Consider the following 13698-nt stretch of genomic DNA (forward strand, 5'->3'; position numbering starts at 1 on the left):
GTCGGTCGCCGGATCGTCTTGCCGAGGGCCCGGACGCACGCTACGCTCGTTCCATTGAAACGATTCAAAGACGAACCGGAGACCACCTGATGACCGCCCACGACCACGAGCGATACGCGTTCCGGCTGCAGGTCGCGCCCGACCGCCTCGACGAGTACGCCCGTCGTCACGCCGAGGTCTGGCCCGAGATGCTGCAGGCGCTCCACGACAGCGGCTGGCACGGTTACTCTCTCTTCGCCGCCCCCGACGGCCTGCTCGTCGGCTACGTCGAGGCCGCCTCCCTCGAGGCCGCCCAGACGGCGATGGCCCGGACCGAGGTCAACGCCCGCTGGCAGGCCTCGATGGCCGAGTTCTTCACCTCGCTCGACGGCACGCCCCCCGACGAGGGCTTCGAGCTGCTCGCGCAGATCTTCAACCTGGAGGCGCAGCTCGGCCTCCCGGGCGGCGGCCGCCAGCCCGACCGCACGGGCCCCACGGCGGCGGCCCCCACGACCCCGGCTGCCACAGCCCCCACGACCACGGCGTCATCGACGACGACCGGCACCACGACAACGGGAGAAGCATCATGACCACCTTCGAGTCCATCGCACCGACCCTCGAGCGTCAGGCCATCGAGCTGCCCAGTTGGGCGTTCGGCAACTCGGGCACGCGGTTCAAGGTGTTCGGCACACCGGGCACGCCCCGCACACCCGAGGAGAAGATCGCCGACGCGGCCCGCGTACACGAGCACACCGGACTCGCACCGAGCGTGGCGTTGCACATCCCGTGGGACGAGGTCGACGACTTCGGCGCCCTGCGCTCGTACGCCGAGGGGCTGGGCGTCTCGCTCGGCACCGTGAACTCGAACACGTTCCAGGACGACGCGTACAAGTTCGGCAGCCTCGCGCACAGCGACGCGGCGGTCCGCCGCAAGGCGGTCGACCACCACCTCCGCTGCCTCGAGATCATGCACGAGACCGGCTCGCGCGACCTCAAGATCTGGCTCGCCGACGGCACGAACTACCCCGGGCAGGACTCACTGCGCCAGCGCCAGGACCACCTCGCCGAATCGCTCGCCGAGATCTACGCCGGCCTCGGTGCCGAGCAGCGCCTCGTGCTCGAGTACAAGTTCTTCGAGCCGGCGTTCTACCACACCGACGTCCCCGACTGGGGCACCAGCTACGCCCAGGTGAGCGCCCTCGGCGATCGCGCGCTGACCTGCCTCGACACCGGCCACCACGCCCCCGGCACGAACATCGAGTTCATCGTCATGCAGTTGCTGCGCCTCGGCAAGCTCGGCTCGTTCGACTTCAACTCGCGCTTCTACGCCGACGACGACCTGATCGTCGGGGCGGCCGACCCGTTCCAGCTGTTCCGCATCCTGTTCGAGGTCGTCGACGGCGGCGGGCTCGACGTGGGCTCGCCCGTGCAGTTCATGCTCGACCAGTGCCACAACGTGGAGGACAAGATCCCCGGCCAGATCCGCAGCGTGCTGAACGTGCAGGAGATGACGGCGCGCGCCCTGCTCGTCGACCGTCCGGCGCTCGACGCGGCTCGCGCCTCCCACGACGTGCTCGGCGCGAACGCCGTGCTCATGGACGCGTTCTACACCGACGTCCGCCCGGCGCTGGCCGACTGGCGCGAGGGCCGCGGCCTGCCGCGCGACCCGATGGCGGCGTACCTCACGAGCGGCACGCCCGAGCGCCTGGCCGCCGAGCGCGTGGGCGGCAAGCAGCTCAGCTGGACCTGACCCGCGCCTCCTGACCCGCGCCTCCTGACAGGCGGCCCGCCCGGCCCGCACGCGACGACCCGACCCGCCCCTCCTGACCTCGACCCGCCCCTCCTGACCTCGAACGGACCCTCCTCGTGACCAGCACCACGACCAGCACCGCCGCCGACCTCGTCGCGCGCAGCAACCGCCTCGGCGCCGACCCGGCGAACACGAACTACGCCGGCGGCAACACCTCGGCCAAGGGCACCGCGACCGACCCGGCGACGGGCGAGCCGGTCGAGCTGCTCTGGGTCAAGGGCAGCGGGGGAGACCTGGGCACCCTCACCGAGCACGGCCTCGCCGTGCTGCGCCTCGACCGGCTGCGCGGCCTCGCGGGCGTCTACCGCGGCGTCGAGCACGAGGACGAGATGGTCGCCGCGTTCGACTACGCCCTGCACGGCAAGGGAGGCGCGGCGCCGTCGATCGACACCGCCATGCACGGCCTCGTCGACGCGGCGCACGTCGACCACCTGCACCCCGACGCGGGCATCGCGATCGCGACCGCCGCCGACGGCGAGCGGCTGACGGCCGAGATCTTCGGCCGTGCCGTGGTCTGGGTGCCGTGGCGCCGACCGGGCTGGCAGCTCGGACTCGACATCGCCGCGATCAAGGCCGAGCACCCGGAGGCGCGCGGCACGATCCTGGGCGGGCACGGCATCACCGCGTGGGGCGACACCAGCGAGGAGGCGGAGGCCGCCTCGCGCTGGATCATCGAGACGGCGCAGGCCTGGCTCGACGAGCACTCGCGGCCCGAGCCCTTCGGCCCGCCGCTGGCCGGATACTCGGCCCTGCCCCTCGACGAGCGTCGCGCGAAGGCCGCGGCCCTCGCGCCCGTGATCCGCGGCATCGCGTCGCACGACCGGCCGCAGGTCGGCTCGTTCACCGACGGCGACGTCGTGCTCGACTTCCTCGCCGGCACCGAGCACCCCCGGCTCGCGGCGCTCGGCACGAGCTGCCCCGACCACTTCCTCCGCACGAAGGTGCGGCCGCTGGTGCTCGACCTGCCGGCCGACGCGACCGTCGAGGAGTCGATCGCGCGCCTCCGTGAGCTGCACGAGCAGTACCGCCTCGACTACCAGGCGTACTACGACCGGCACGCGACCCCCGACAGCCCCGCGATCCGCGGGGCCGACCCGTTGATCGTGCTCGTGCCGGGCGTCGGCATGTTCTCGTACGGCGGCGACGCCCAGACGGCCCGCGTCGCCGGCGAGTTCTACGTCAACGCCATCAACGTGATGCGCGGCGCCGAGGGTGTCTCGAGCTACGCGCCCATCGACGAGGCCGAGAAGTTCCGCATCGAGTACTGGGCCCTCGAAGAGGCCAAGCTGCAGCGGCGGCCCGCGCCGAAGCCGCTCGCCACCCGCGTCGCGCTCGTCACCGGCGCCGCGTCGGGCATCGGCAAGGCCATCGCGACGCGCCTCGCGTCCGAGGGGGCCTGCGTCGTGATCGCCGACCTCGACCTCGCGAAGGCACAGGCCGCGGCGGCCGAGATCGGCGGCCCGGACGTGGCGCGCGGCGTCGCGGCCGACGTCAGCGACGAGGCCGCGGTCAAGGCGTCGATCGCCGAGGTCCTGCTCGCGTTCGGCGGGCTCGACCTCGTCGTCAACAACGCCGGTCTCAGCCTCTCGAAGTCGCTGTTCGACACCACCGAGGCCGACTGGGACCTGCAGCACGACGTGATGGCGAAGGGCTCGTTCCTCGTCGCGAAGAACGCGGCCCGGGTGCTCGTCGACCAGGGCCTCGGCGGCGACATCGTCTACATCTCGTCGAAGAACTCGGTCTTCGCGGGCCCGAACAACATCGCCTACAGCGCGACGAAGGCCGACCAGGCGCACCAGGTGCGGCTGCTCGCGGCCGAGCTCGGCGAGCACGGCATCCGCGTCAACGGCATCAACCCCGACGGCGTCGTGCGCGGCTCGGGCATCTTCGCCAGCGGCTGGGGTGCCAACCGCGCCGCGACCTACGGCGTCGACGAGAAGGACCTCGGCGCCTTCTACGCCCAGCGCACCATCCTCAAGCGCGAGGTCGTGCCCGAGAACGTCGCCGCCGCCGTCTACGCGATCTGCACGAGCGACTTCTCGCACACGACCGGGCTGCACGTGCCGGTCGACGCGGGAGTCGCCGCGGCCTTCCTGCGATGAACCCGGGCGGCTCGACCGGGGCGGGCGGCGGCGTGGTCGCCGCGGTCGACCTCGGGGCGACCAGCGGTCGCGTCGTGCTCGGGCACGTCGACCGCGACGGCGTGCGCCTGCAGCACGTCGCCCGGTTCGCGAACGAGCCGGTCACGCTGCCCGAGGGGCGGGGCGACGGCGAGGGCGCTGTCGAGAGCGCAGGAGGCGCGGGTCGCGTCGGCCTGCACTGGGACGTCCTGGGGCTCTGGCGGTCGGTCACCGCGGGGCTGGCCCAGGCCCTCCGCGACGAGCCGGGCGTCCGGTCGATCGGGGTCGACTCCTGGGCCGTCGACTACGGGCTGCTGCGTGACGGCCGCCTCCTCGGCTCTCCGCATCACTACCGCGACGAACGGTCGGCGGCGGGGGTCGAGGCGGTGCACGCCGTCGTGCCACCCGCGGAGCTCTTCGCCCGCACCGGCCTGCAGCACCTGCCGTTCAACACCGTGTTCCAGCTCGCCGCCGACCGAGCGGCGGGCGTCCTCGCCCCGGCCGACCGTGCCCTCCTCGTGCCCGACCTCTTCTCGTGGTGGCTCACCGGCGTCGCCGCAACCGAGCGCACCAACGCGTCGACGACGGGTCTGCTGTCACCGGCGACGGGGGAGTGGGACGTCGAGCTGATGAGCCGGCTCGGGCTCACGCCCGAGCTGTTCGCACCACTCGTCGACCCGGGCGCCTCCCTCGGGCCCCTGCTGCCGTCGGTCGCAGCGGCGATCGGCGCCCCGGCCTCGCTCGGGGTCACGACGGTCGGCTCGCACGACACCGCCTCGGCCGTGGTCGCCGTGCCGCTCACGGGCGACGACGCTGCCTACGTGTCGAGCGGCACCTGGTCGCTCGTCGGCCTCGAGCTGCCGTCGCCGCTGCTCGGCGAGGACGTCCGCGCAGCCGGCTTCACCAACGAGGGCGGCGTCGACGGGCGGGTGCGGTTCCTCAAGAACGTGTCGGGCCTGTGGCTGCTGAGCGAGTCGATGCGTGCGTGGAGCCGCTCGGGCACCTCGGCCGCCGAGCGCAGCAGCGACCTCGCCTCCCTGCTCGCCGAGGCGGCGGCCGTGACCCGGCCCGTCGCCGTCTTCGACGCCACCGACGAGCGCTTCACCCCGCCGGGCGACATGCCCGCGCGCATCGAGGCGTGGTGCGTCGAGCACGACGTCGAGCCGCCGCGGGGCCGCGCCGAGACCGTGCGCAGCATCCTCGAGTCGCTCGCGGCCGCGTACGCCGCGACGCTGCGTGACGCGGAGCGGCTCTCGGGCCGTGCCCTCCGCACCGTGCACGTCGTCGGGGGCGGCTCGCAGAACGAGCTGCTCTGCCAGCTGACCGCCGACCGCACGGGCTGCACCGTGCTGGCCGGGCCGGTCGAAGCCACGGCGCTCGGCAACGTCCTCGTCCAGGCGCGGGCCGCAGGGTTCGTGCGCGAGAGCCTCGAGTCCTTGCGCGCCTTGGTGCGTCACAGCTCATCCCTCGTCCGCTACGAGCCGCGGACCACCGCGGCCCCCACCTCGCAGAGAGGCTGAGACCATGGTCCAGCGTCAGTTCCCCAAGCCCGTCGAGCTGCTCGAGTACCTGAGCTTCAAAAAGCCCGAGCTCGACGGGCGCAAGCGCCGCCTCGAGGCCGCCTTGACGATCGAGGACCTGCGGGCGATCGCGAAGCGCCGCACGCCGAAGGCCGCGTTCGACTACACGGACGGCAGCGCGGAGGCGGAGATCTCGATCACGCGGGCCCGGCAGGCGTTCGAGGACGTCGAGTTCCATCCGGAGGTGCTGCGGGACGTGGCCGAGATCGACACGACGGCGACGGTGTTCGGGGCGCCGTCGGCGATGCCGTTCGCGATCGCGCCGACCGGGTTCACCCGGCTCATGCAGACCGAGGGAGAGACGGCCGGCGCCTCGGCTGCGGCGGCGGCGGGCATCCCGTTCACCCTCTCGACGCTGGGGACGACGTCGATCGAGGACGTGAAGGCGGCCAACCCTCACGGGCGCAACTGGTTCCAGCTCTACGTCATGCGGCAGCGCGACATCTCGTACGGCCTCGTGGAGCGGGCGGCGGCCGCCGGGTACGAGACCCTCTTCTTCACGGTGGACACCCCGGTCGCGGGGGCGCGCCTCCGGGACAAGCGGAACGGGTTCTCGATCCCGCCGCAGCTGACGCTGGGGACGGTGCTCGACGCGTTGCCCCGACCGTGGTGGTGGTACGACTTCCTCACCACGAACAAGCTGGAGTTCGCGTCGTTGAGCGCCACCGGCGGGACGGTCGGCGATCTGCTCGACCTGGCGATGGACCCGACGATCAGCTTCGACGACCTGCGGATCATCCGCGAGATGTGGCCGGGCAAGCTGGCGGTGAAGGGCGTGCAGAGCATCGACGACGCGAAGAAGTTCGTGGACGCGGGGGTCGACGGCATCGTGCTCTCGAACCACGGCGGGCGGCAGCTCGACCGGGCGCCGATCCCCTTCCACCTCCTCCCGGAGGTGGTGCGCGAGGTCGGCGCGGACACGGACGTCCTCGTCGACACCGGCATCATGAACGGCGCCGACATCGTCGCGTCCGTCGCGCTCGGGGCCAAGACGACCCTGATCGGGAGGGCGTACCTCTACGGGCTCATGGCCGGCGGGCGGCAGGGCGTCGACCGCACGATCGAGATCCTCTCGGACCAGGTCGTGCGGACGATGAAGCTGCTCGGGGCGCACTCCCTCGACGAGCTCGAGCCGCGGCACGTGACGCAGCTGGAGCGCTTGCAGCCGCGCCCCCGAGCCTGAGGCTCGGAGCCGACGGGGAGTCGACCCCACCTCCAGGTCGCTCGCCGGCTCGGGCGACGCGGCTCAGCGGGGCGCGTCGACCAGCCGGGCCGACACCGACACGACGACGTCGTCGCGCGAGAGGCCGGCCGACGCCAGGTGCTCGCGCAGGGCGTCGGCCGCCCGGGCCAGGGTCTCGGGCGTGGGGGTGTCGAGCGCGGTCGCGACGTGCGCCGTGACCGACACCGACGACCCCGAGCGCTCGACCTCGACCAGGCCGGTCGAGCCCGCGAGGTCGAGTCCGGCGGCGACGACCCGCACCGCACCCTCGACGACGGGGTGCGCGTCGAACACGTCGACGACCCCGGCGACCCCCCGCAGCAGGTCGGTCAGCTCTCGGGACAGCGAGTCGTCGCTCATCGGTCGTCCTCCCCGGCCACGAACACGTCGTCGACGAGGACGTCGACGCGGGTGACGGTCAACCCGGTGTGCCGGGTGAGCGCCTCGGTGATCCGGGCACGCAACTCGTCCGCCACCGCGCCGAGGTCGAGGCCGAAGCGCGCCGCGGCCGTCACCCGGACGGCCACGTCGGCACCGGCGGTCGAGAGGTCGCCCTCGAAGCTCGTCGACCCGAGCACGACCCCCGGCTGGGCATCGCCCGCACGGCGCACGAGCCCCCGCGCGGCAGCTTCGGTGACGCTCAGCCGCACCCCGGCGTCGGGGTGGCTGATCGGGATCTCGCGTCCGCGGACGACCTCGCGCTTGATCGAGTCGAGCAGGCCGTCGATCCAGGCGCCGTCGCGGTCGGGCTGGCGGGCGGCCTCGTTCTCGAGGGAGGCGCGGGACAGCTCGCGCACCCGGGCCAGCGACTGCAGGTAGAGGCGGCAGGCGGCCGAGCCCTCGATGGTCGCGTCGCGCGGCGTGCGGCCGGCGTCGAGGTAGTCGCTCAGGCGGTCGACGGAGACGCCGTCGACGGTGTCGTCGGACCCGGGCTCGGGCGCGTCGGGGGAGAGGTGGTCGTCGGTGCTCATCGCCACGCCTCCATCTCGGTGATCAAGAACGTCCGGGCCCGCGCGATCTTGCCGCGGACCGTCGAGACGGGCAGGTCGAGGGCCTCCGCGATGTCGGCGTACGAGTAGTCGGCCGTCTCTCGCAACAGCCAACACCGTCGTTGGTCGAGGGGCAGCTTGTCGAGGGCGGCCCACATGGCGTCGAGCTGCAGTCGTGCCTCGACGACCCGCTCGGGCGTCTCGTGCCGGGGAGCCGACACCTCGAGCCGGTCGACGTCGTCGTGGTCACGTCGGACCCGCAACCGGTCGACGGCCTTGTTGCTCACGATGCGCATCAACCAGTTGCGCACCCGCGACGGGTCGTCGAGGTCGGCCAGGCGCCTCCACGCCGTCAGAAAGGCGTCCTGCACGACGTCGTCCGACTCGAGCTCGGAGCCCAGGAGGCGCGCGGCGTAGACCCGCATCAGCGGTCCGTGCCGCCGGGCGATGACCTCGTACGCGTGCACGTCGCCGTCGCGGGCCCGGACGGCCAGGGTCGCGTCGGCCGCGTCGAGCAGCGGGTCCGCCGGGCGGGAGTCGGCCGGACAGGAGTCGGCCGTCCGGGACTCGTCGGTGCGGGGATCGTCGGTGGGGATGACGACCTCCTCGGATCGGTTCGACGGCGTGCCGGGACGCGATCGTCCCTCGGTAAGTGACTACCACTCCACGGCGGGATCGGGGGACGTGATGGCCGATTAGTGAGTGCCCTCGGATCGTTCCCTGAAAGCTGGCTGACCCACCATGACATGTGGCGTGGCCGATGCGTCTGAATGATGTGTCCCGCTTCACGGGCACGCAGACACCGGTCGGGCTCGACCCCGGCCCCAGCGCAAGGAGAAACCATGAGCAACGTGACCCCCGCCACCAGCACCAGCACCGCTGCCGCGAAGAACACCCAGAACGACGCCGCAGGCAAGAACACCATCGCCGAGGGCGTCGTCTCGAAGGTCGCCGGCATCGCAGCCCGCGAGGTGCGTGGCGTGCACGACCTGGGCAACGGTGCCGCTCGTGCCATCGGCGCGATCCGCAACGTGATCAACCAGCAGGACCGCGGCCAGGGCGTCTCGGTCGAGGTCGGCGAGAAGCAGGTCGCCGCCGACATCGTCATCGTCGCCGAGTACCCCGTCGAGCTCCAGAAGGTCGCGGACGACGTCCGCAAGTCGGTCACCGAGGCCATCTCGCAGGTCGTCGGCATGGAGGTCACCGAGGTCAACGTCACGATCTCGGACGTCTACATCCCCTCCGAGGACGACAACAAGGACGACGCCGACGACAGCCGCGTCAAGTGACCGCCACGACCACCGGCATGCTGGTCGGCGCCGTCCTGGCGCTGACCGCCCTGGCCTTCGGGTTCTGGGCCTTCGTGTTCGTCGCGATCGCCATGGCGATCGGTTTCGGCGTCGGCCGCGTCGTCGAGGGCAAGCTCGACATCCGCGGCCTCGCTGACGCTCTCCGCGGGCGGCGGTCGTCGTGACCGCGGCGGTGACGGCCGACCAGGCCCTCCACGGCCGGAACAAGATCACGTCACGTGCCGTGCGTCGGGTCGTCTCGGCCGTCACCGCGGAGGCCCTCGAGGTCTCCGCGTCGAAGGTGTCGGTCGAGCTGGCCGACCACGACGGCGCACTCAGCGTGATCGCCAAGACGCCCATCCGCGTCTCGCCCCTCGGGGTGACCGAGCGTCGCTCGGGCACCCTCCTGGACCGTCTCACGACTGCCCAGACCACCATCCGTGAACGTGTGCTGCAGTTGACCGGGTCGAGCATCGACAAGGTCGACCTGCAGATCACGAGCGCCGACGTCCGAGAGAGGAAACGCGTCGCATGAGCACCGCATCGCTGTACAAGCGCATCGTGCGCCGCGAGACGCACTCGTCGCGAGCCGGCATCGCCATCACGCTCGCCGTGCTGCTGATCGTCGTCTTCGCGTGGATCGGCATCGAGTCGGTCCTCGAGGCCGTCGGCCAGGCGCCGTTGCTGCTCGCACCGACCGACCTGGTCGCCGCGACGCTGGACGCCGCCAGCGCCCCCGTCGGGGCGTTGACCGCCGTCGCGGTCGTCGTCGCGCTGATCGGGCTCGTCCTGATCGTCGTGTCGCTCGCCCCGGGTCGCCGGGGTCGTCGTGGCGCAAAGGCCGATCGCACCGTGGCCGTGGTCGACGACCGGGTCATCGCCCGTTCGCTGGCCCGCACCGCGAGCTACGCCGGTGACGTCGACCCTTCGCAGGTCAGCGTCAGCGTCGGCAAGCGCAGCGCCTTGATCGAGGTGACCCGCACCTCCGGTCGTCAGACCGACGTCCGCAGCATCGACGAGGCCGTCCGCGACGAGCTCGGCGCCTACGACTTCAGCCCGGCCCTGCGTCACAAGGTCAAGCTGTCCGAGAAAGGAACGGTCGGAGCATGAACAATACCAACCGCGCTCTGAACCGAATCGTCGTCTTCGTCATCGGCCTCGTGCTGCTGCTCGCCGGTGGAGCGGTCGCCGTCGGCGCCCTGTTGCCCGACGTCCAGCAGACGGTCTCGCAGGCCGCCTCGGACGCCAAGGGCCCCGCGACGGACGCCCTCGACCAGCAGCCGTGGATCCTCTGGGTCGCCGCGGTAGTCTGCCTCGTGCTGATCGTCCTGCTCGCCTGGTTCGCCCTGCGTCAGGGCCACGGTCAGACCGACACGCTGCTCACCGTCGGCGAGGGCTCGCGTGGCGACCAGACGACCGGTGGTCGCCTGGTGATCGACGCCAAGGTCGCCGAACAGGTCCTCGAGGAGGCGCTGGCCGCCACCCCGGGCATCGTCTCGGTGGACGTCACCGCGTTCGAGGTCAAGCGCCAGTCGGTCCTCCGGATCACTGCGAACGCCCGCCGTGGCGTCTCGCCGACCGAGATCCGTCGCAGCATCGACCAGGCCGTCGCGCACTGGGACGGACTGCTCGGCACCGAGACCCCCGTCGTGATCCAGATCAACGGCGGTCTCCGCACCCAGATGTCGTCCGCGACCCGGCTCGACTGACGACCGTCGACACACCGCGCGGACGGCCCTCGCCCTCGACCGAGGACGGGGGCCGTCCGTCGCTCCACCCCACGCACCACGATGAAAGGCCGGTCTCATGAGCGAGTCCACCCACCACGTCACCCCCATCGACATCGACGCCGCGGCGTCCACCCAGGCCACCTCGCCCGAAGAGGTCCTCGAGCACACCATCGGCGTCACCGTCCTCGGCGTCTCGGGCGTCCACGCCCTCGGCACCACGACGCAGCGACTCGCGGGCGCCCTGCGCACCGCCATCGGCACCGGCTCGGTGCCCGGCGTCCGGGCCGGCACCACCGACGAGGGGCTGGTCGTCGACATCGCCGTCGTCGCCGAGTACCCCACGAACGTCACCACGCTCGCCGACACCGTCCGCACCCAGGTGCAGCACGCCGTCGGTCAGCTCGACGGCGAGGAGGTCACCGTCAACGTGACCGTCACCGACGTCCACGGCCCGTTCGACGCCGACGAGGACGCCGCCGACAAGCTGAACGCCGCGGCCGACAAGACCAAGCAGGCCGTCTCGGACGCCGGCGAGAAGGTAGGAGCCGCCGCCTCGGCCGCGGGCGACCGCGCCAAGGAGGCCGGCGAGAAGACGAAGGCCGCCGCCGGCGAGGCGCGTGACCGCGCCGGAGCCGCCGCGAGCGACCTGTCCGACAAGGCCCGGGCCGCGGCCGACGACCTGTCCGACAAGGCCCGCGAGCTGGGCGACAAGGCCGGCGAGGTGGCCGATCAGGCCAAGACCACCGCGGCCGAGGTCGGCGACCGGGCTGCCGACAAGGCCGACGACGTCGCCGACAAGGCGCGCGACGTGGCCGACCAGGCGAAGGAGGCCGCCTCGGACGCCCGCGACTCGGCGGCCGACACGAGCGCCGACGCCCGCGAGAAGACCGCCGACGCCACCGACGCCGCCCTCGACAAGACGTCCGACGTGGTCGCCGGTGCCCGCGAGAAGGCCGCCGACGCGGTCGACGGCGTGGCCGACGCGGTCGACGAGAACCGCGCCTCCGGGGACGACGCGGACCGCGCCTCCCACGACGACGCGGACCGTGCTTCCGAGGGCGACGCGACCCGCGCCTCCTCGGTCGACGGCGACGGCGCTGACGGCGCCGACGTGGTCGTCACGGTCGACGGCGGCACCGTGACCGTCGAGGTCGACTCGGACAGCGACGCGCACGTCGTGGTCGACGGCGACGACGCCTCGACGACGGAGAAGTGATGTTCGGCCGACGCACCACGACGAGGACGAGGCGACCGCGACCACGCGCCGTCTGGGCCGCCCTGGTGACCTCGGTCGTGATCTGCCTGCTGATCGTCGTCGGCGTGCTGCTGCCGGTCCTCACGCTGATCGGCGCGGCCGACGGCGGCACGGCCGGAGCCCTCGACGTGCCCGTCGGCTCGATCGCCGCCGCGATCGCGATCGGCTACGTGCTGGCGCTGCTGTTGCTGCTGCTGATCGTGAAGGTGCGCAACGGCGCCCTCGCCTGGGTGCTCGGCGTGGCCGCGGTGATCTCGACGCTGGTCGTGTCGCTGTGGCCGCTCGTGGCCGTCGCGATCGCCGGCGTCGACCAGGTTCAGGACGTCATCCCGTTCATCCAGGACCTCATCGCGAGGTTCTGGCCGGGCAACTGACGCGACCCCCTCGAGGAGGCGCGGTGCCGGGCGACCGGCACCGCGCCTCCTTCGTGCTGTCCCCCTTTTGGTGGTCATGACCAGAGGCGGCGTCTGTGGCATCGTTGATGCGTTCGGAAAAGGCGCGTCCCCACCAGGCGGGTCGTGCGAGGGGAGCCGTGTGGTCAGGGACGAATCCCGAGAAGGACGGCGTCAGCGGGCGGTCGAGAGCCTCGGCATCGTCGAGTCCGGCCACGAGGACCGACTCGACCGCGTGGCCCGCGTCGCCCGGGCCGTCTTCGGCGTGCCGCTGTCGTCCGTCACCGTCATGGACCACGAGCGCGCCCTCTTCGTCGGCCGGGCCGGCTTCGACGACCCCGAGTCCGGTCGCTCCGACACACCCTGCAGCCTGGTGACCGACACGGGCGAGGTCATCACGACCGACGACGCCCGGGTCGACCCCCGCTTCGCCGACCTCGGCGCCTTCAACGACAACGGGCTCGGCTTCTACGTGGGGCACCCGTTGCGCGACGGTTCGGGCAACGTCGTCGGCTCGTTCTGCCTGATGGACGCCGAGCCACGTCAGCTGACGAGCGACGAGATGGTCGAGTTCCGCGACCTGGCCGCGTGGGCGCAGGCCGAGCTGTTGGCCGACGCCGAGGCCTCCGCCGCCCGGGCGACCCAGCAGGCCCTGTTGCCCGACGAGCCCCTCGTCGTCGACGACGTGCGCGTCGAGGGGGTCTGCCTGCCGTCGCTCAGCGTCGGCGGGGACTACTTCGACTACGGCCTCATCGGCCGGCTCGTGCACGTGGCGGTCGGCGACGTCATGGGCAAGGGCGTCGGGGCCGCGATCATCGGGTCGTCGGTGCGCGCGGCCTGCCGCGCGGCCTCGCCCCACGTCGCCGCGGGCCGCGAGCTCGGCCTGGCGGTGGACCGCATCGAGCGGGCCGTGCAGCGCGACCTCCAGCGCACGAGCTCGTTCGTCACGTACTTCCACGCCGTCCTCGACCTCGACACGGGTGAGCTCTCGTACGTCGACGCCGGCGCCGGCCTGTCGCTCGTCGTCCGCGCCGACGGCACCGTCCAGCACCTCGCCGGCACGGGCCTGCCGCTCGGCCTCGACGACCAGGAGCACGCCACCGAGACCACCCGGCTCGAGCCGGGCGACCGCCTGATCGTGATGAGCGACGGCGTGCTCGACGTGCTCGACGACGACCTCGACTGGGCGCTCGAGGTCGGGCGCCTCGCGACCCGGACCGACGGCCCCGGGCTGCTCGACTCCGTCGCCGCCCTGACGCACCGCCGGTTGTCGCGCGACGACGTGACCGTCGTCGTGATGGAACGGCACGCGTGACGGTCACCCTCGGTCGT

The 13698-nt window shown here is 72.4% G+C and carries 16 protein-coding genes; 13 read left to right on the forward strand and 3 right to left on the reverse strand.

The annotated features are described in order from the left end of the window. Window positions 1–89: 89 nt before the first annotated feature. The 5 genes from ASG05_RS12515 to ASG05_RS12535 all read left to right on the forward strand — a co-directional run bounded on the left by ASG05_RS12515 (window position 90) and on the right by ASG05_RS12535 (window position 6672). The gene (locus ASG05_RS12515; RefSeq protein WP_082486763.1) at window positions 90–569 is read left to right on the forward strand and encodes an L-rhamnose mutarotase; all 480 of its coding nucleotides are present in this window, start codon (window positions 90–92) and stop codon (window positions 567–569) included. Beyond that, window positions 566–1729 (forward strand): L-rhamnose isomerase, encoded by a 1164-nt coding sequence (gene rhaI / locus ASG05_RS12520; protein ID WP_056261298.1) that lies wholly within the window; start codon window positions 566–568, stop codon window positions 1727–1729. The genes ASG05_RS12515 and rhaI overlap by 4 nt, the downstream gene beginning before the upstream one ends. A 116-nt stretch (window positions 1730–1845) precedes the next feature. Next, window positions 1846–3891: a bifunctional rhamnulose-1-phosphate aldolase/short-chain dehydrogenase gene (locus ASG05_RS12525; protein ID WP_056261301.1), complete on the forward strand. Its 2046-nt coding sequence runs from the start codon at window positions 1846–1848 to the stop codon at window positions 3889–3891. Next, entirely contained in the window at window positions 3888–5429 is a 1542-nt protein-coding gene (locus ASG05_RS12530) for a rhamnulokinase family protein (protein WP_056261303.1), read from the forward strand. Before ASG05_RS12525 ends, ASG05_RS12530 begins: the two co-directional genes overlap by 4 nt. A 4-nt stretch (window positions 5430–5433) precedes the next feature. Further along, the gene (locus tag ASG05_RS12535; protein ID WP_056261306.1) at window positions 5434–6672 is read left to right on the forward strand and encodes an alpha-hydroxy acid oxidase; all 1239 of its coding nucleotides are present in this window, start codon (window positions 5434–5436) and stop codon (window positions 6670–6672) included. A gap of 63 nt (window positions 6673–6735) precedes the next feature. On the opposite strand, the gene ASG05_RS12540 is transcribed toward ASG05_RS12535, so the two are convergent. The 3 genes from ASG05_RS12540 to ASG05_RS12550 are packed head-to-tail and all read right to left on the reverse strand — an operon-like array spanning window position 6736 to window position 8218. Further along, a complete protein-coding gene (locus tag ASG05_RS12540; RefSeq protein WP_056261308.1) occupies window positions 6736–7071 on the reverse strand; it encodes a hypothetical protein in 336 nt (111 codons plus the stop codon). Continuing rightward, a complete protein-coding gene (locus ASG05_RS12545; protein WP_157490227.1) occupies window positions 7068–7682 on the reverse strand; it encodes an Asp23/Gls24 family envelope stress response protein in 615 nt (204 codons plus the stop codon). The genes ASG05_RS12540 and ASG05_RS12545 overlap by 4 nt, the downstream gene beginning before the upstream one ends. Then, window positions 7679–8218, reverse strand: a complete 540-nt coding sequence (locus ASG05_RS12550) for an RNA polymerase sigma factor (RefSeq protein ID WP_056261314.1) — start codon at window positions 8216–8218, stop codon at window positions 7679–7681. Before ASG05_RS12550 ends, ASG05_RS12545 begins: the two co-directional genes overlap by 4 nt. A 324-nt stretch (window positions 8219–8542) precedes the next feature. Here ASG05_RS12550 and ASG05_RS12555 point away from each other — a divergent pair, with 324 nt between their 5' ends. The 8 genes from ASG05_RS12555 (at window position 8543) to ASG05_RS12590 (ending at window position 13681) form a co-directional block, all read left to right on the forward strand. Then, on the forward strand, window positions 8543–8989 hold the full coding sequence (locus ASG05_RS12555) for an Asp23/Gls24 family envelope stress response protein (RefSeq protein ID WP_056261317.1): 447 nt from the start codon (window positions 8543–8545) through the stop codon (window positions 8987–8989). After that, complete coding sequence (locus ASG05_RS12560) at window positions 8986–9174, forward strand: DUF2273 domain-containing protein (RefSeq protein WP_054144850.1); 189 nt, start codon at window positions 8986–8988, stop codon at window positions 9172–9174. The genes ASG05_RS12555 and ASG05_RS12560 overlap by 4 nt, the downstream gene beginning before the upstream one ends. After that, window positions 9171–9524, forward strand: coding sequence for a hypothetical protein (locus ASG05_RS12565; protein ID WP_056261320.1), 354 nt, complete (start codon window positions 9171–9173; stop codon window positions 9522–9524). Before ASG05_RS12560 ends, ASG05_RS12565 begins: the two co-directional genes overlap by 4 nt. Then, entirely contained in the window at window positions 9521–10099 is a 579-nt protein-coding gene (locus ASG05_RS12570) for a DUF6286 domain-containing protein (protein WP_056261324.1), read from the forward strand. Before ASG05_RS12565 ends, ASG05_RS12570 begins: the two co-directional genes overlap by 4 nt. Next, a complete protein-coding gene (locus ASG05_RS12575) occupies window positions 10096–10698 on the forward strand; it encodes a hypothetical protein (RefSeq protein WP_056261327.1) in 603 nt (200 codons plus the stop codon). Before ASG05_RS12570 ends, ASG05_RS12575 begins: the two co-directional genes overlap by 4 nt. A 97-nt stretch (window positions 10699–10795) precedes the next feature. After that, on the forward strand, window positions 10796–11935 hold the full coding sequence (locus ASG05_RS12580; RefSeq protein ID WP_056261328.1) for an Asp23/Gls24 family envelope stress response protein: 1140 nt from the start codon (window positions 10796–10798) through the stop codon (window positions 11933–11935). Further along, the gene (locus tag ASG05_RS12585; RefSeq protein ID WP_056261331.1) at window positions 11935–12348 is read left to right on the forward strand and encodes a hypothetical protein; all 414 of its coding nucleotides are present in this window, start codon (window positions 11935–11937) and stop codon (window positions 12346–12348) included. Before ASG05_RS12580 ends, ASG05_RS12585 begins: the two co-directional genes overlap by 1 nt. Before the next feature lie 160 nt (window positions 12349–12508). Continuing rightward, entirely contained in the window at window positions 12509–13681 is a 1173-nt protein-coding gene (locus ASG05_RS12590; RefSeq protein ID WP_056261334.1) for a PP2C family protein-serine/threonine phosphatase, read from the forward strand. The last annotated feature ends 17 nt before the right edge of the window (window positions 13682–13698 follow it).

It is taken from the genome of Frigoribacterium sp. Leaf186, assembly GCF_001423905.1.
In the GTDB taxonomy this organism is placed as follows: domain Bacteria; phylum Actinomycetota; class Actinomycetes; order Actinomycetales; family Microbacteriaceae; genus Frigoribacterium.